Origin of the sequence: Halarcobacter sp., assembly GCF_963675975.1 — a bacterium.
GTDB lineage: Bacteria > Campylobacterota > Campylobacteria > Campylobacterales > Arcobacteraceae > Halarcobacter.
In genome coordinates, this window is the sequence record NZ_OY780939.1 from 1,335,991 (window position 1) to 1,352,995 (window position 17,005).

Consider the following 17,005-nt stretch of genomic DNA (forward strand, 5'->3'; position numbering starts at 1 on the left):
AATAAATTCTTTCCTTTTACAAGGAGTATAAAGTACTAAATGTCTACAAACTAAAAGTTTATAGATTCACTTACTGATGAAATTATAATGGAAAAAAGTAGTGAAAAAGTGTGCATTTCAAAGAAATCAAAAAAAATTGAAAAATTTTTGTTAAGTTACCGTTAATATATAATTAAAAATGAGTTAAAAACCTAATGTCATAATTTCAATGTAGCAAATGAAAAGTTACTTAAATTGACAAAAGGATTTGAGATGAAAAGAAAATTATTAATGACAGTAGCACTTACTGGATTATTAGGAACTGGTCTTTATGCATATGGTGGAAATATGCAAGGTATGGATAAAGGTATGAGTTGCCCTAGTGGTATGAAAAGTTCTATGATGAAAAAACACAAAAAAATGAAAGATTTTGGTGTTATGGGTTTAATAAGAGATTTAAATTTATCTTCTGAACAAATGAAAGATATTCAAGAAATCAAACAAGATATGATGAAAAATAAAGTAAAATCTACAGTTGCTTTTTCAAAAGATGGTTTTGACAAAGAGAAATATATTGAAATCATGAAACAAAAAAGAGATAATATGCTAGAATCAAAAGCTGAAATGATTGATAGAGTATATAAAGTTTTAACTTCTGAACAAAAAGAGCAATTAAAAGTGCTTATGGATTTAAGAGAAGAAAAAATGGCTTCAATGATGAAAAAAAGGATGAGATTTTGATAAAAATTGCTATGGTGGAAGATGATTTAGAATTAGCTGAAGTTCTAACTCAATACTTAAAGCAGTATAATATTGAAGTAATTAACTATGAGGAGCCGTATTTGGCTCTAAGTAGTTTAAAGTTAAATAAATTTGATTTAATAATATTAGATTTAACTCTTCCTGGAATGGATGGTTTAGATGTGTGTAAAGAGATTGTTAAAAATTTTGATACACCTATAATTATATCAAGTGCGAGAAGTGACATAACCGATAAGGTAACTGCTTTACAATTGGGTGCTGATGATTATCTACCAAAGCCATATGATCCAAGGGAACTTGAAGTTAGAATAAAGACAATTTTAAGAAGATTTAATCATAATAATGATGATGTAAAAGAGGAAAAAGTTAAACTTTTTAATCTTGATTTGGATAAAAAAGAGATTACAAAAGAAGGAAAATATATAAAGTTGACAGCTGCCGAATATGAGGTTTTATCTTTAATGATACGAAGAGAAGGTTTTGTAATCAGTAGAGAAGATATATTTGATAACTCAGATTTGATGAATTCTGATTATGAAAGTTCAGGCTCTTTAGCTGTAATTATTAATAGAATAAGGCATAAAATAGAAGATAATCCAAAAGAACCAAAATATTTACATACAATTAGAGGAATGGGGTATAAATTTACAAATGAATAGAGAATCAATATTTTTTACAATCACAATAAGTTTTTTTATTTCTATTATTTTAGTAATAGTTAGTTTTGGTATTTTAATGATTGGTAATCAAAAAAGAGTAGAACACTACTTATTTGAAAAATATAGACCAGTTTCTCAAATGATATTTAAACGACATTTTAGAAAAGGTGGTTTTGATGAAAGATTTTATGAAAATTTAACATCTTTAAATTTTAACATGATAGCTGAAAAGCCACAAATAAATAGTGTAACTTACAATCCAAAAACAAAAGTTTTAGCCCAAAGAAGATATAAAGATATACTTTTTAGAGTTCTACAATTAAATAATAAACAATATCTATATTTAAAAAAGAAACAAAATACCTTTTTAATAGAAGATAAAAATGATTTTACAGTAGATTCTAAAATATATATTATTTTAGGTTTTGCAATTATATTAATCACTTTGATTTTATCTTTTCTTGTAACTCTTAGAAAACTAATGCCATTAAAAATATTAAAAGATAAAGTTAGTACTTTAGGTGATGAAAACTTTGATTTTGAATGTTGTAATACCAATAGAAAAGATGAAGTTTCTTTATTAGCAAATGAATTTAAAATAAGTGCCAAAAAATTAAAAAAACTTAAAGAAGCTAGAAATGTTTTTATTAGAAACATAATGCATGAACTAAAAACACCTATAACAAAAGGGAAATTTCTAACTGAGTTAGAAAGAAATGAAGAAAACTACGAAAAACTAAAAGAGGTTTTCAATCGTTTAGAATCTTTAATAAATGAGTTTGCTTCAATTGAAGAGTTAATATCTTCTTCAAAAAATATTGAAAAAAGATATTACTTTTTAGATGATATTATTGATAATGCAAAAGATATTTTAATGTTAGATGATGAATTAGTTATTGAAAAATATGAGAATATAAAACTTGATATTAATTTTAAACTTTTTTCAATAGCAATTAAAAATCTAATTGATAATGCTATTAAATATTCTGATGATAAAAAAGTTACGATAAAAAATGATGGTGAAAATATAATTTTTGAAAATAGTGGAAAAGAGTTAGAGTTTGATTTAGAAAAATATTATGAACCATTTTTTGCCAATGAGGAAAAAAGAAAAAATTCATTTGGATTAGGTTTATATATTATTAGCAATATTTTAAAAGCAAATAATTATGTTTTAGAATATGAATATAAAGATGATAAAAATATTTTTATATGTAAAAAGGAAGAGAAATAGTATACGATATAGCTATTATAGGAGCAGGTGCAAGTGGTTTGATGTTTGCATCTAAAATAAAAAATAAAAATATCTGTTTAATAGAAAGTAATTCAAAAATAGGTCAAAAAATAAAAGTAAGTGGTGGAGCTAAATGTAATATTACAAATGAAAAAGTAAGTTGTGATAATTATTTAGGTGAGAAGAAACTTACTTCTTTTGTTTTAAAAGAGTTTTCAAATAAAGATTTATTAAATTTTTTAAATGAAAATGGTGTATATCCAAAAGTAAATCCCAAAATAGTAAAAGGAACATATTTTTGTAATTCTTCTCAAGATGTTATTGATATGTTTTCAAAAACCACAAGTCATGTAAAAAAGTTTTTAAATACAAAAGTTACTGATGTAAACTATGATGAAAACTTTATTATAAAAACAGATAATCAAAACATAAAAGCAAGAAAACTTGTAGTTGCAAGTGGAGGTTTATCATATGAGGGATTGGGGGCTTCAAGTATTGCTTTTGATATAGCAAAAAAATTTGGGCACACAGTAGCTAAACTAAATCCAGCTCTTGTTGGTTTTACTGTTCAAAAAGAGCAATTTTGGTTTAAAAAGTTAAGTGGTTTATCTCTTATGGTAAAAGCAAAAGTTGAAAATAAATCTTTTTATGGTTCTTTACTTTTTGCCCACAAAGGCTGCTCAGGGCCTGTTATTTTAAATAGCTCTTTATATTGGAAAAAAGGGAAAATGAGTTTTGATTTTTTACCAAATAAAAAAGTTAGAAAATTACTAGTTGGAAATGCTTTTATTAGTTCAAAGATTCCACTTCCAAAAAGATTTATGCAAGAGTTTTTAGAATCAATTGAATTAAAAGATAAACCTTGTAATAAATTAAATGAAGAAGAGATAAAAAGATTAGAAACAATTCATGATTATGAGTTTTCACCTGCTGGTAATTTTGGATATACAAAAGCTGAAGTTACAAAAGGTGGAATTTGTACAGATGAAATAGATATTCAATCTATGGAGAGTTTAAAACAAAAAGATTTATATTTTTTAGGAGAATGTTTGGATATAACAGGGGAACTTGGAGGTTATAACTTTCAATTTGCTTTTTCTAGTGCTGTATCTTGTGCAAATAGAATTTGATTAAGCTAGTAACAAAATGTTACTAACTTAATAAGTGAATAAAGTGCATATGTTTTTGATAGTGGTCAACAATATCATTTCTGATACCATCTTTTGACCATCCCATAATATCATAATCTTGTCCCCCTTCAATTAGGTGAACAACTGCACAATAATATAATTCCTCTTCTGTTCTTTCATTGTCATCTTTTTCATCAACAGCAAAACTAGGTTTAACTCTTGGCTCAACTTTTACTTTATATATAAAGTTTTTATTTTCACCAAAATTACCCTCTTCACCTAAAACAACAGTTAAAGATATACCATCATCTGACTCTTTTACTAAAACATCCAATTCATGTTTTTTTAATTCTTCAGCCACATCATTTACAGCAGGAGAGGTAACCTTTTTAATAAATTTTTTTACATTTGTTTTAGAAGGGTAGTCAATTATATTACTTAATCTTGTATCCCAATCAGCAGTATTATTTGTGGTTGTTATTTGAGTAGGGTTATATTGTAAACTCTCTTTTTTAGCTATATCTACTCTTAAAGCTTTTATTAGTCCATAGCAGGCTATGAGTAAAACAATAGCAAAAGGTAAAGCACTGGCAATGGTCATTGTTTGTAAAGCACTTAAACCTCCAACTAAAATTAAGACTGAAGCAACAACACCTTCTCCAACGGCCCAATAAACTCTTTGCCAAATTGGAGTATTGTCATTACCATTTGAACAAAGCATATCAATAACCATAGAACCAGAATCCGAAGATGTAACAAAAAATACTATAACCATAACTGTAGCAACTATAGATGTAAGTCCACTAAAACTAAAATGTTCTAAAAAGGCAAAAATTGCTACAGGTACATTGTCTTTAACAACTTGTCCAAATTGGATTAAACCATCATCTAAGATTAAACTAATAGCTGAATTACCAAAAAATGTCATCCACATTAAAGTAAATCCAGTTGGTACTAAAAGAACACCTAAAGTAAACTCTCTAATTGTTCTACCTCTTGAAATCCTTGCAATAAAAAGTCCAACAAATGGTGACCAAGATATCCACCAAGCCCAATAAAGAATGGTCCAACCACCTATCCAATCAGTTTTTTGATAGGCAAAGAGATTAAAGGTACTTTTTAATAAGTTTGATGCATAATCACCAACATTTTGTACGTAAGCTTGAAGTAAGAAAATAGTATTTCCTGCAACCAATACAAAAAGTAGAAGTAATACAGCTAACACTAGATTTATTTCTGAAAGTATTTTGATACCTTTATCAAGTCCAGTTGTAACTGAAATTGTTGCAAGACCAGTTACAGCAATGATTAAAATTACTTGTGAAGTTGTATTAACTGGTACATCCCATAAATAGTTTAACCCTGTATTTACTTGTAATACTCCATAACCTAAAGAGGTTGCAACCCCAAATAAAGTACCGATTACTGCAAAAATATCAACTGCGTGACCAATTGGTCCATATATTTTATCCCCAATTAGAGGATAAAGTGCAGATCTTAAAGTTAAAGGAAGATTATGTCTATAACTAAAAAATGCCAAAATAATTGCAACGATTGCATAAATTGCCCAAGCGTGTAAACCCCAGTGAAAAAAAGTGATTTTTAAAGCTTCTTTGGCTGCTTCAATTGTACTTCCTTCTCCTACAGGTGGGTTTAAAAAGTGCATTACAGGTTCAGCAACACCAAAAAACATTAAACCAATTCCCATCCCAGCTGAAAATAGCATGGCAAACCACGAAAGATATGAGTAATCTGCCGTAGAGTGATCAGGACCTAGTTTAATATCTCCATATTTCGAAAGTGCTAAATAAAATACAGTGATTAATATTATTGCAACTGATAGTACATAAAACCAACTACCATTTTGTACAATAACATTTTGTAAGTTTTTAAAAAAATTATCAGCTACTTTTGGAAATATAGATGCAAACAATGCTAGCAAAATGATTAGTCCAGAAGAAGTGAAAAAAACATGTTTGTTAAGTTTTGATTTCATTAAAATCCTTTTAATAGTTTTATTATACAAATTGTACACAATATCTATTTTATTATTTTTTTCTTAATCCATTGAATTTAATAAATTATTATATAAAAAAAGTGCATATAAAATTATTTTTTTATATTTAAAATTAGATAATTTTTTAATAAAATATTATTTTGACTTAAAAAAGCTTAATAAAAGTAGATAATAATGTAAAAAATGTATATAAAATTATTAAAATAATCTTGAAAAAACTGTATAAACAAGTTATAATAAAATATTATAAAATAAACTAAAGGCAAAGTTTAATGTTTTTTTCAGGTTCCAAGCATAAAGATGAAGAGATTCTTCAACTAAAAAAAGAGATAGAAGGTTTAAAAGAACAGTTAGAGCAAAAAAATCAAAAAGTTGAATCTTTACAAAAAAAAGTTGAAGATTCTATATCAAGCATAGAATTAGAAAATGTAAAAAAAGAATTAGATATTTATATTCAAATGGCAGGGTTTTCACAAAGTGAAGGGCTAATGGTATTTGGAAAAGATGATAAAGTATTTTTTAGAAATAAAAATACCATTGAACATGGGGTTGATGAACATGTTGTATTAAATGCAGTTAAAAACTCTTCAGATAGAGTGATTCTAAATGACTGTGAAGCTTCTGTTGCAATAAAAGAGTTTAATGATTACACTATAGTATCATTAAAGCAAACTTCAATACATGATAAAAAAGATGGTGGCTTACTTGAAAGACATAATAAGAATATGACTAATTCTTTATCAACAACACAAAATGCATATTTGAGTTTATTAGAAGAATTAAAATCTATGATGAAAGAATCAAAAGAAACTGCAGAGGGTTCAACAAAGGGATTAAACCTTACAAATGATATTGTTCAAGATACAGAAAAACTGCATAGTGAAATTGAGATTGAACATGAAGTTGTTAATTCATTGGTTTCAAAAAGCAAAGATATTTCAGATGTTATTAATATAATTCAAGAGATTGCCTTTCAAACAAATATTCTTTCACTTAATGCAGCAGTTGAAGCAGCAACTGCAGGTGAAGCAGGGAAAGGTTTTGCAGTAGTTGCACAAGAAGTAAGAAATCTTGCAAATAGGTCAGCTGAGGCAGCAACACAGATAAAAAATGTTGTAGATTCTATTCAATTAGAAACAGGAAGAATCAAAAAAAGCTCAGAAAGTGTTGCTGTTGTAGTAAACCAAACAAAAGACAGAGTTTTAGTTTTAAGTGATTTAATGAATACTTTCCAAAGAAACTCAAACAGAGCTGTTTATGAGGTGGAAAGTATTTCAAATAAAATCTTTATAAACTTAGCTAAACTAGACCATGTTATTTATAAAAACAATCTTTATCAGTTAATATTTGGTGGAGAACACAACTTTAACCCTGTTGATCATCATAACTGTAGACTTGGAAAATGGTATGATTCAGGATTAGGAAAAGAAGAGTTTAGTATGGTTCCTTCATATAAAAATCTTGAAAAACACCATTCGATTGTACATGATGAAGCAAATTCATTGGCAAAAGAGTGTTCAGGTCACTCTGTTTCATGTTCTAAACAATTAATTGAAACAAAAATAGAATTTGTTGAAGATGCAAGTGAACAAGTGTTTGTTTATTTAGATAGAATTTTAGAAGAAAAAAATAATTTGATTATGAAAGAGGCTGCTTCTAGGCTTTTTAATGAATAATTTGGAGAAAAAATGAGCGATAAAATTTATGAAATAGCAGTTGTGGATGATGAAACTGAAATCTTAAGTATGATACAAAAATTCTTAGGAAAAATTGGTAAATATAAAGTAACAACATTTTCAAACCCAGTTGTTGCAGTTAATTCTATAGAAAAAGATAAATTTGATCTGATTCTTTTAGATATTATGATGCCTCAAATGAGTGGATTAGAAGCTTTAGAAAAAATTATTGAAAAAAATCCTTCACAAAAAGTTTGTATGATGACAGCTTATTCTACATTGGATAAAGTTTTAAAATCACATAAAGAGGGTGCTACTAATTATGTAATGAAACCTTTTTCTTCTCTACAAGCTTTAGAAACGAAGATTAAAAATATATTAGATTCATAGACATATGTATTTTAAGAGATTATTAAATTGGTATATTCTCTTATCTATTGTTTTAGTTGTATTTATTGTAGTATTTTTTAAAACTTTTGAAAAGAAAGAGAAAGACTTAGTTTTAAAAAATACGATTGTAAAGCTAGATAAAGTTTACCAAAAATATTTACAAAATATAAAAGAGTACAATGAAATACTCTTTTTTAATCATATTGCTAGTAATGAAAAATTAAATGCTTTAATTATAAAAAAAGATAAATCTTTAGAAGAAGAATCTTATATAAAAAAAAATTTAGATAATTTATCAAGTTTTTTTAAAACCTATAATATTGATGAATTAACTATTTATTCTAATGATTTTAAAACTATTTACAATAGCCGTTATGAAATTGAAAAAAATCATCTAAATAATACTCACAAAAAAATTTTAGAAGATTTAACAAAAAATAAAAATGAACTATCTTCTATTGTAGTTTCAAATACAAATGCCTCATTAAAAATTTTTAAACCCATTTTAGATAAAAATCATTTTGTACAAGCTATTTTTGAAACTTCAATTGATTTACCTAAATTTTCTCATAAAATATCAATAAATGAAAATATTGATATAAAATATATTTTTAAAAAATCTATTTTGGAAAAATCTTTAGATAGTAAATTTTTAGAAAACTACTTGCCCTATGTTTATGATACAAATTATCTTTATAAAAAATCATTTTTCACTAGTAGAAATAGTAATGAATTAGATAAACATGAAGTTGAGTATAAACTAAACAAAGAATCTAGGTTTGAACTAATTTCAATGAAAAATAATCAAACTTATTTAACTAGTTTTGTTCCCATATCAAAATATTTTTCAGATGATAAAATAGGATATATTATATTTGATATGAACTTTTCTAGATATTCTGAAATTTCACATAACTATAATCTATTGACCCTGTTTACAATTTTTCTATTATTATTTGTTTTCATTGTATTTGATCAATATAAAAGAAGAAAAAAACTTTTTTATAATTTACAATTGAAATTAAATAGTATTACAAAAAGTATTGATAAATATGTAATCCTTGTTGAAACAGATTTAGAAGGGATAATAACTTATTGCTCACAAGCTTTTTGTGATATTAGTGGGTATAAAAAAAGTGAAATAATTGGTAGACCAATAAGTATTGTTAGAAATCCAGATATATCAAAAAAGTTTTTCGAAAGTATGTGGGATAAAATATCTCAGGGTAAAACTTGGGAAGGGGAGATAAAGAATTTAGATAAAAATGGTAATTCTTATTGGGAAAAAGGGGTGATTTCTCCAATATATTCCATTAATAAAAGAATTGTAGGTTATAGAGCAATAAAAGTAAATATTACAGATGAAAAACAATTACAAAAGGTAAATAGCCTATTAAAAAAAGAGTTGTTTTTTAAATTAAATGAGATTAAGACAAGTGATCAATTAAAAGTTGATGAGTCAAAAATTAAATTAATGAGTCAAATTCTTGATACCTTTTCAAGTGAATGGAAAAAGCCTATTTCTAATATAAGTTCAAATTTACTAGATTTTGAAAATAGAGTAGATACTGCAAGATATACAAAAAAAGATTTAAAAGAGTTTGTTTTAAATCAAAAAGAAGAGATTAAATATTTATCAATAAATCTAAATGAATTTAGAAAACTATTTATAGATAGTGATAAAAATGATAAATATAATATCTCTGAAGTTGTTCATTCGGCAATAGACTCTTTTAGTAATGAAAATATAGTATTTGAATTCAAAGGGGATAAAACACTAGAAAATTATGGTGTTTTTTATGATTTAAAAAAGGTTATATCAGGAATCATAATAAACTCAATTGATGCATTTAAAAGTAAAAAAATTGAAGAGAAAAAAATTAGTATAGAATTGATTGCAGAACAAGATATAGCAACTTTAAAAATATCAGATAATGCAGGAGGAATTTCAAAAGAGTTTCTTCCTAAAATATTTGATTATAACTTTTCTACAAAATATCATACCAAAGTTGATGGGTTACCTTTATATCTTGCAAAGTTAATTATAGAAAAATCTGATGGAAAGATGTGGGTTGAAAATATAGAGAATGGGTGTTGTTTTTTTATTGAATTAAAAATAAAAGATAGAAGAAGTGAAAGAAGAGAATTAATATGAATTTAAAATTTTCTACAAAATTATTTTTTACTTTTTTATTATTTGGAACAACAATTATATTTTCTTTGGGGTATTTTGAATACAAAATGATTAAAGAAAAAGTTGAAGAGAATAGTATAAAAACTTTTTATTCTAATATTGACGATATAGATTCAAAAATTAAAAAAATAAAAATAGAGAATAAAAAAATTATAGATTCAATAAAAAATTTGAATTCAATAGAAAGTATGGATAATATTAAACTTTTAAATTATCTAAAAGCCATAATAGATTCACATATGAATATATTGGAAATATCAATTTTAGATAAGAGTTATAATGTTTTAATAAATACATCAAACAATAAAAGTTTTGAAAATGAAGATTTTTATAAATATCTATCTTCTTTAAATAAAAATGAACTATATATTAGTGAGATTGATTTAAAAAGTATAAATAAAGATATAGTATACCCTTTAGTAAATATATTAAAAATTGCAAAAAAAGTAGATAATTATATTATAGTTTTAGATATAAATATCAATAACTTAATAGATTCTTTTAAATCTTTCTCTTATGTTCTTGATAAGAAAAATAATATTATTTTTGATAAAACAAACAAATACACTTGGTCTAAATATTATTATCCAAATATAAATTTGGAAAATGAACTTCCCTTTTTAAATAAAATTATTCATAAAAAAGAAATGCTTCTTCACAGTGAATATATATACAAATTTCTTAAAATAGATAAAGATAATTATCTTATTATTCTAAATAGTTTTGAAAAATTAGACTTAAATGAATTTATAAATTTATATCTTTATGAGATATTGACTATAGCTATATTGACATTGATAATATCTTTAATATTATCTTTGCTATTGACTGTACCTATTTCAAAAATAAATAAAAAACTATTAACAGAAAAAGATTCTTTATATAATTCAATAAAAAAGAAAAGTTTAGAATTAGATGAAAGTTTAGAGATTATTGATCAGCATGTTATGTTTTTAAAGATGTCAAAAAACTATGTGATTGAGGATGTGAGTTCTTATTTTTGTGAAGTTTATGGCTATCAAAAAGAGGAACTTCTAGGACAACATTATTCTATACTTTATTCAAAAGATAGATATAAACAAATTAAAAAAGAGGTTTTTGACAGATTAGCTGAGATAAATGAATGGAAAGGTGAAATCTTAGCTAAGAAAAAAGATGGAGAAGAGTATTGGGTAGAATCTTATATAAAAGCAGATTTTGAAGGGCCAAACCTAAAATCTTATACAATCATTAGAAAAGATATAAGTGATAATAAAAAAGTTGAAAAACTTTATGAGGATTTATATTATCAAATTGAACAATTAAATGTAATTTTTCAAAATGTATATAGTGGAATTAGTTTAATAGATATAAAAGGAAATATTAAAAAATCAAACCTGTTCTTTTGTAATATCCTAGGTTATACAAATGATGAAATTACTTCAATAAATATTTTTGATTTAATTAGTATTAGGAATAAAAATTTATTAGAAAAAATATTAAAAGATTTAAATGAGTTTGGCTCTATTTCTGATATGGAATTTATATTTATTACAAAAAATGAAACTGAAATATATTTAAATCTTTCATTAAAAATACTTCCCGATAAAGCTAATGTTGTAGTCGTAGTTAACTCTTTGGAAGATAAAAGAAAACTACAAGAGTTAAATCAAAATTTAGAACAAAGAGTAAAAGAGGAAGTTACAAAAAATATTCAAAAAGATAAAGCCCATCAAGAAGAAAGATTAAAAAATGTAAAACTTACTTCAATTGGAACATTAGCAGCAGGTATTACCCATGAAATAAATACTCCATTAACTTATCTAAAAGGTAATTTTGAGATGTTACAAATGGATATTGATGATGTGTCTGATGAAAATTTGAAAAATGAGATGGTAGAAAGTTGTACAAAAATTTCAGATGCAATAACAAGAATCTCTGTAATTGTTGAATCTATGAGAGAGATGTCTCAAACCTCTTCAGAAGTAAAAGAAAAAACAAATGTATTCTCATCTTTGATCACCTCTTTAACTATGGCTTATAATGTCTCAAAACAGATCTCAAAAATATTTTTAAATGATAAAGAGTTTAAACTTACAAATATAAAAAAAGATGAGATGGAGTTTTTTGCAAAAATTCAAAAACAAAGACTTGAACAGGTTTGGGTTATTATTGTAAATAATGCTTTAGATGAGTTAAAGAAAATAGAATCCTATGAAGATAGAAGATTAGATATAAAAATCTATGAAGAAGAGGATTTTATTGTAATAAAATTTATAGATAATGCTGGTGGAATAAAAAAAGAGATATTAGCAAAAATATTTGAACCTTTTATAAGTTCAAAAGAACATAGCGGTATGGGGATTGGACTTAATATTGCCAAAAAAATTGTTGATGAACAAGAAGGTATTATGGAAGCATATAATCAAGATGCTGGGGCAGTATTTGAAATCAAACTTCAAAAAGCTAAATCATAAAAGAAAGTAAATACTAATACTAGTCTCGATACAATTTCACAATTTATAATATAGGGTTGATTTTGAGAATAGCATTTATTGGTGATATCGTTGGACGTCCAGGCAGAAAAATTATTAAAGAGAATCTTTCTAAAATAAGAGATGAATATAATATTGATTTTGTAATAGCAAATGGAGAAAATGCAAGTCATGGTTTTGGACTTACTGTAAAAAATTGTAATGAATTATTAAAAACTGGAATAGATATTATCACAGGTGGAAATCACTCTTTTGATAAAAAGCAGGAGATGTTTGCTCTTCTTGAAACAGGACAAGTTTTAAGACCTGATAATTATCCAGAAGGTGTACCTGGTAGTGGTTTTAAAGTTGTAGAAGTAAATAATGAAAAATTAGCTGTAATTAATCTAATGGGACAATTTGGTATGCCCATGGTAGAAAATCCATTTAATTGGGTAAAAAAGATTATGGAAGATTTAAAACAACAAAATATAAAAAATATTTTTATAGATTTCCATGCAGAAGCTACAAGTGAAAAAAGAATTATTTTTATGATGTTAAAGGGACAAGTTAGTGCAATATGTGGAACACATACACATATTGGAACTGATGATTTAGAAGTTACTGATAACACAGCATATCTTACAGATATAGGATTAACTGGTTGCAGAGACAATGTAATTGGTATGAATGAAAATATTCCTATTCAAAAAGCTACAACTGGATTGGGTGGGCATTTTGAAGTTCCAAATGCTTGTAAATCTATTTTGCAAATGATGGTAATAGATATAGAAGAGGGTAAAGCTGTAAATAGTTTTAAACTTAAAAAATATTGTAATAGAGATGAAATAATTAAAACAGATGCAATTATCAACTAAGATTTCTAATAGTTTTGAATTATTAGTTTTTTTAAAAAATAAAAATCTTTTAGAAAATCATAGTGAATATTGGTGGCCAAGTGAGAACTCTTTTGAGATTTTACTTGGTGCAATTTTAACTCAAAATACAAAATGGACAAATGTAGAAAAATCCCTTTTTAATTTAAAAAATTTAAATCTTCTTTCTTTAGAAGCTTTAATTGATGTTGATTTAAATCTACTCATTGAAGCAATAACTCCAAGTGGATTTAAAAATCAAAAGTCTCAAAGATTAAAACTTTTAGCAAAAAATATTATTAATGAGTTTGTCAATTTTGAAATATTTTTAAAAAAAGTAGATAAGCAATGGTTGTTAAAACAAAAAGGAATAGGTTCAGAAACAGCCGATGCTATACTTTGTTATGCTTGTAATAGAGAGTTTATGGTTGTAGATAAATATACTCAGAGATTAGTTTCATATTTTGGTTTTGAATTTGATAATTATGAGGATTTACAAGGCTGGTGTGAATATGGAATTAATGAAAATTTGGATAAAATTGTCAAACTTTATGGTTATGATATACCTCTAAATAAAATATATTGCAGATTCCATGGAAAAATTGTTGAATTTATGAAAACTAATAAATTAAGTAAGGGTGAAGAATGATTATTATTCCACAAACAAAAGGTGGTGTTGGTAAATCTACAGTTGCAATGCAAGTAATTGCACCGTATCTTTATAAAAAACATGGTAAAAAAGTTACTTACATAGAAATTGATGATGAGAATAATGACAGTAAATCTTTTACAAGAACTGAAATAGTTAATAAAAGAATGTTAGGGACTAACAAACTTACAGAATTAGATGAGCTTATCTTAATGGATGATAATCATGAGATTATTGTTGATGTAGGTGGAAATAAAACCTCTTCTTTGGTTTTAGAAGAGATTAAAAAAGTTGGTTCTTTTGGAAATATCAAATGGATTATCCCTTTAGGTGACGGAGAATTAGATGGTAAAAATGCCATTGCAACTTTAAAAAAAATAAAAAAAATAGAACAAGATTTAGATAACAACATCCTTTTTGCCTTAAATAGAGCAATCTCTATGGATGCAGATTATGTTGAAGAACAATTTATAAACTTTTTTGGTCACAAATATTTAGATAGCAATTCAGTTATTTGTGATTTTATAAAAGACCCTAAATACTTCCCTGTAAAAAACGATAAAGTTATTACAATGAGTAGATATTTAGGAAGTACAGTTTGGGAAATGGCATACAATAATACTGATTTTGCAGCTAAAGCTATGAAAGCTAAAGAGTTAGGGGATATTGAAAGTGCTAGAAAATATCTTTTCTTTAGAAGAATACAAACTGAAGCAAAAGATTATGTGTTAGGAACACTTAATAAAATTTTTTATGATTTAGATACTTGGTTGAATATTAAAAAATGAGTGATATGACATTTAAACAGGCTAAGGAGATAGTTGAAAGACTTGAACTAGCTGAGCTTAGTTTACGAAACTCTTTTGATAATATTGACTATGCTAGAAGATCATTAGATGATTCTATTATAGAACAAAAAAAAGTATTAAAACAAATACCACAAAAAGATAAAAAAATATCAATATTGTATATTATTATCATGTTAAATGTTGGCTTTATAGCTGGTCTTTTTGTGGGTAAATATTTATTATAAAATTTAGGAATATGAATGGGTAAACAAGAAAAAATTGTAACTATGTTTAATGAGATTGCAGGAACATACGATATAGCAAATAGAGTATTAAGTCTTGGGATTGATAAATCTTGGAGAAACAAAGCTTGTAATAAAGCTTTTGAGCTTTATGATAAAAATGAATTAGAAAGAATTGTTGATGTTGCTTGTGGTACAGGTGATATGATAGAGTTTTGGCAAAAAATAGCAAAAGACAATGGTATTTTATTAAATAATATTGTTGGTGTTGATCCAAGTGTTGGTATGATGGATGTAGCTAAAAAGAAGCTTCCAGAAGTTAAATTTATAGAAGCAGGTGCCGCACAAATGCCTTTAGAAAATGATTGTGCTGATATTATTTCTATTTCATATGGTATTAGAAATGTGGTTCAAAGACAAGAAGCTTTTGATGAATTTTCGAGGGTTCTAAAAAAAGGTGGTTTAGTTGTTATCTCTGAGTTTACAAAAAAAGAGAAAACTTCAATCTTAGATCATTTAACTGATTTTTATATGAATAAAGTATTACCAACTTTAGGTGGACTTATCTCTAAAAATAAAGCAGCTTATACTTATCTTCCAAACTCAATTGATGAGTTTTTAACAACAGAAAATCTTTGTAAAGAGTTAAAACAAGCTGGACTTGAACCTATTTATACAAAAGATTTTTCAATGAAAATTTCAACTTTAATTATCGCAAGAAAAATCTAATTTCTTACGATAATAAAGGTAAACTTTGAATTCTGCAATATCTGTTTCAACTTTAAATACTCAAATAAAATCTTTATTAGAAACAACATTTATAAATGTTTATGTTGAAGGTGAAATATCTAATTTAACATATCACAATTCAGGACATATATATTTTTCTATAAAAGATGAAAACTCTACTATTTCATGTGTAATGTTTAAAGGAAATGCAAAATATTTGAAATTTCAATTAGAAGTAGGGCAAAAAATCACTATTACTGGAACTATTACAGTTTATACTCCAAGGGGTAGTTATCAACTTTTATGTAATAAAATTGAACCCTCAGGACAAGGAGCTTTGGCTTTAGCCTATGAACAGTTAAAAGCAAAACTTCAAGCAAAGGGTTATTTTAATCCTGAGATTAAAAAACAATTACCAAAGTATCCAAAAAAAATCGCACTTATAACCTCTCCAACAGGTGCAGCAATTGCAGATATGAAAAAAGTTGCAACACATAGATGGCCTTTAGTTGAACTTGTATTAATACCTACTTTAGTTCAAGGTGAAGAGGCAAAACATGATATTGTAAAATCAATAAAATATGCACAAACTTTAGATGTAGACCTATTAGTTGTTGGAAGAGGTGGGGGAAGTTTAGAAGATCTGTGGGCTTTCAATGAAGAGATTGTAGCAACAGCTATTTATGAATCTTCAAAACCGATTATTTCTGCAGTTGGACATGAGATTGATTTTTTAATTTCTGATTTTGTAGCTGACCTTAGAGCGGCAACTCCATCAAATGCCATGGAGATTGCACTTCCTGATATAAATGAACATAGAATTTATTTAGACAATTTAGAAAGTGATTTAAGTATTAGATTTAAAAATCTAATCTCTCAAAAACAAAATAGTTTAGAAAATATTAAATCCCTATTTGAACAAAACTCTTTAAAATCAAAGTTCAATTTTATTGAAGAGCAAATAAAATTATTGAAGAAAAATTATGATAGTTATTTAAATACTGTAATAAATAATAAACAAAATAATATTAATTTATTAAAAAATGCAATTGAATCAAATCATCCAAATAAAAAAGAATTAAATGGTTATGCTCAAATAACTTTAAAAAATAAAATAATAAAACTGGAAGAATTAAAAGAGGATGATATTATTGCTTTACAATCCCCACAAACAATAGTTTCATGTAAGGTATTAAATATAAAAAATCAATAATATATTAAGTTTATA

15 protein-coding genes are annotated in these 17,005 nt (G+C 25.7%); 14 read left to right on the forward strand and 1 reads right to left on the reverse strand.

Annotated elements, in window-relative coordinates:
- Positions 1-252 precede the first annotated feature (252 nt).
- From ACKU3H_RS06580 to ACKU3H_RS06595, 4 genes are read left to right on the forward strand one after another with little or no spacing between them, the layout of a single operon-like run.
- Complete coding sequence (locus ACKU3H_RS06580) at positions 253-720, forward strand: Spy/CpxP family protein refolding chaperone (protein WP_320036183.1); 468 nt, start codon at positions 253-255, stop codon at positions 718-720.
- On the forward strand, positions 717-1,400 hold the full coding sequence (locus ACKU3H_RS06585) for a response regulator transcription factor (RefSeq protein ID WP_320036184.1): 684 nt from the start codon (positions 717-719) through the stop codon (positions 1,398-1,400). Before ACKU3H_RS06580 ends, ACKU3H_RS06585 begins: the two co-directional genes overlap by 4 nt.
- The gene (locus tag ACKU3H_RS06590) at positions 1,393-2,634 is read left to right on the forward strand and encodes an ArsS family sensor histidine kinase (protein ID WP_320036185.1); all 1,242 of its coding nucleotides are present in this window, start codon (positions 1,393-1,395) and stop codon (positions 2,632-2,634) included. The genes ACKU3H_RS06585 and ACKU3H_RS06590 overlap by 8 nt, the downstream gene beginning before the upstream one ends.
- Before the next feature lie 41 nt (positions 2,635-2,675).
- Positions 2,676-3,764, forward strand: a complete 1,089-nt coding sequence (locus ACKU3H_RS06595; protein WP_320036186.1) for an aminoacetone oxidase family FAD-binding enzyme — start codon at positions 2,676-2,678, stop codon at positions 3,762-3,764.
- A gap of 22 nt (positions 3,765-3,786) precedes the next feature.
- On the opposite strand, the gene ACKU3H_RS06600 is transcribed toward ACKU3H_RS06595, so the two are convergent.
- Positions 3,787-5,760 carry a choline BCCT transporter BetT gene (locus ACKU3H_RS06600; RefSeq protein ID WP_320036187.1) on the reverse strand — a complete coding sequence of 658 codons (1,974 nt, stop codon included), beginning with the start codon at positions 5,758-5,760 and terminating at the stop codon, positions 3,787-3,789.
- Positions 5,761-6,053: 293 nt separating this feature from the next.
- On the opposite strand from ACKU3H_RS06600, the gene ACKU3H_RS06605 reads away from it, so the two are divergent.
- The 10 genes from ACKU3H_RS06605 (at position 6,054) to xseA (ending at position 16,990) form a co-directional block, all read left to right on the forward strand.
- Positions 6,054-7,457 carry a methyl-accepting chemotaxis protein gene (locus tag ACKU3H_RS06605; protein WP_320036188.1) on the forward strand — a complete coding sequence of 468 codons (1,404 nt, stop codon included), beginning with the start codon at positions 6,054-6,056 and terminating at the stop codon, positions 7,455-7,457.
- Between the two features lie 12 nt (positions 7,458-7,469).
- The gene (locus tag ACKU3H_RS06610; RefSeq protein WP_320036189.1) at positions 7,470-7,847 is read left to right on the forward strand and encodes a response regulator; all 378 of its coding nucleotides are present in this window, start codon (positions 7,470-7,472) and stop codon (positions 7,845-7,847) included.
- Between the two features lie 4 nt (positions 7,848-7,851).
- Entirely contained in the window at positions 7,852-10,002 is a 2,151-nt protein-coding gene (locus tag ACKU3H_RS06615; RefSeq protein ID WP_320036190.1) for a PAS domain-containing sensor histidine kinase, read from the forward strand.
- Entirely contained in the window at positions 9,999-12,497 is a 2,499-nt protein-coding gene (locus ACKU3H_RS06620) for a PAS domain S-box protein (RefSeq protein ID WP_320036191.1), read from the forward strand. Before ACKU3H_RS06615 ends, ACKU3H_RS06620 begins: the two co-directional genes overlap by 4 nt.
- A 62-nt stretch (positions 12,498-12,559) precedes the next feature.
- The gene (locus ACKU3H_RS06625; protein WP_320036192.1) at positions 12,560-13,372 is read left to right on the forward strand and encodes a TIGR00282 family metallophosphoesterase; all 813 of its coding nucleotides are present in this window, start codon (positions 12,560-12,562) and stop codon (positions 13,370-13,372) included.
- Positions 13,356-14,018 carry a 3-methyladenine DNA glycosylase gene (locus ACKU3H_RS06630; protein ID WP_320036193.1) on the forward strand — a complete coding sequence of 221 codons (663 nt, stop codon included), beginning with the start codon at positions 13,356-13,358 and terminating at the stop codon, positions 14,016-14,018. Before ACKU3H_RS06625 ends, ACKU3H_RS06630 begins: the two co-directional genes overlap by 17 nt.
- Positions 14,015-14,806: a division plane positioning ATPase MipZ gene (locus ACKU3H_RS06635; protein WP_320036194.1), complete on the forward strand. Its 792-nt coding sequence runs from the start codon at positions 14,015-14,017 to the stop codon at positions 14,804-14,806. Before ACKU3H_RS06630 ends, ACKU3H_RS06635 begins: the two co-directional genes overlap by 4 nt.
- Positions 14,807-14,811: 5 nt before the next feature.
- Positions 14,812-15,051, forward strand: coding sequence for a hypothetical protein (locus ACKU3H_RS06640; protein ID WP_320036195.1), 240 nt, complete (start codon positions 14,812-14,814; stop codon positions 15,049-15,051).
- A gap of 15 nt (positions 15,052-15,066) precedes the next feature.
- Positions 15,067-15,777, forward strand: a complete 711-nt coding sequence (ubiE, locus tag ACKU3H_RS06645; protein ID WP_320036196.1) for a bifunctional demethylmenaquinone methyltransferase/2-methoxy-6-polyprenyl-1,4-benzoquinol methylase UbiE — start codon at positions 15,067-15,069, stop codon at positions 15,775-15,777.
- Positions 15,778-15,802: 25 nt separating this feature from the next.
- Positions 15,803-16,990, forward strand: a complete 1,188-nt coding sequence (gene xseA, locus ACKU3H_RS06650) for an exodeoxyribonuclease VII large subunit (protein ID WP_320036197.1) — start codon at positions 15,803-15,805, stop codon at positions 16,988-16,990.
- The last annotated feature ends 15 nt before the right edge of the window (positions 16,991-17,005 follow it).

Excerpts from the sequence above, each read along its gene's own strand:
- ACKU3H_RS06630 (WP_320036193.1), top strand. The coding sequence starts at position 13,356 with ATGCAATTATCAACTAAGATTTCTAATAGTTTTGAATTATTAGTTTTT.
- ACKU3H_RS06610 (WP_320036189.1), top strand. The coding sequence starts at position 7,470 with ATGAGCGATAAAATTTATGAAATAGCAGTTGTGGATGATGAAACTGAA.
- ACKU3H_RS06605 (WP_320036188.1), top strand. The coding sequence starts at position 6,054 with ATGTTTTTTTCAGGTTCCAAGCATAAAGATGAAGAGATTCTTCAACTA.
- ACKU3H_RS06600 (WP_320036187.1), bottom strand. The coding sequence starts at position 5,760 with ATGAAATCAAAACTTAACAAACATGTTTTTTTCACTTCTTCTGGACTA.
- ubiE (WP_320036196.1), top strand. The coding sequence starts at position 15,067 with ATGGGTAAACAAGAAAAAATTGTAACTATGTTTAATGAGATTGCAGGA.
- ACKU3H_RS06620 (WP_320036191.1), top strand. The coding sequence starts at position 9,999 with ATGAATTTAAAATTTTCTACAAAATTATTTTTTACTTTTTTATTATTT.
- ACKU3H_RS06615 (WP_320036190.1), top strand. The coding sequence starts at position 7,852 with ATGTATTTTAAGAGATTATTAAATTGGTATATTCTCTTATCTATTGTT.
- ACKU3H_RS06580 (WP_320036183.1), top strand. The coding sequence starts at position 253 with ATGAAAAGAAAATTATTAATGACAGTAGCACTTACTGGATTATTAGGA.
- ACKU3H_RS06640 (WP_320036195.1), top strand. The coding sequence starts at position 14,812 with ATGACATTTAAACAGGCTAAGGAGATAGTTGAAAGACTTGAACTAGCT.
- ACKU3H_RS06595 (WP_320036186.1), top strand. The coding sequence starts at position 2,676 with ATGTTTGCATCTAAAATAAAAAATAAAAATATCTGTTTAATAGAAAGT.
- ACKU3H_RS06635 (WP_320036194.1), top strand. The coding sequence starts at position 14,015 with ATGATTATTATTCCACAAACAAAAGGTGGTGTTGGTAAATCTACAGTT.
- ACKU3H_RS06590 (WP_320036185.1), top strand. The coding sequence starts at position 1,393 with ATGAATAGAGAATCAATATTTTTTACAATCACAATAAGTTTTTTTATT.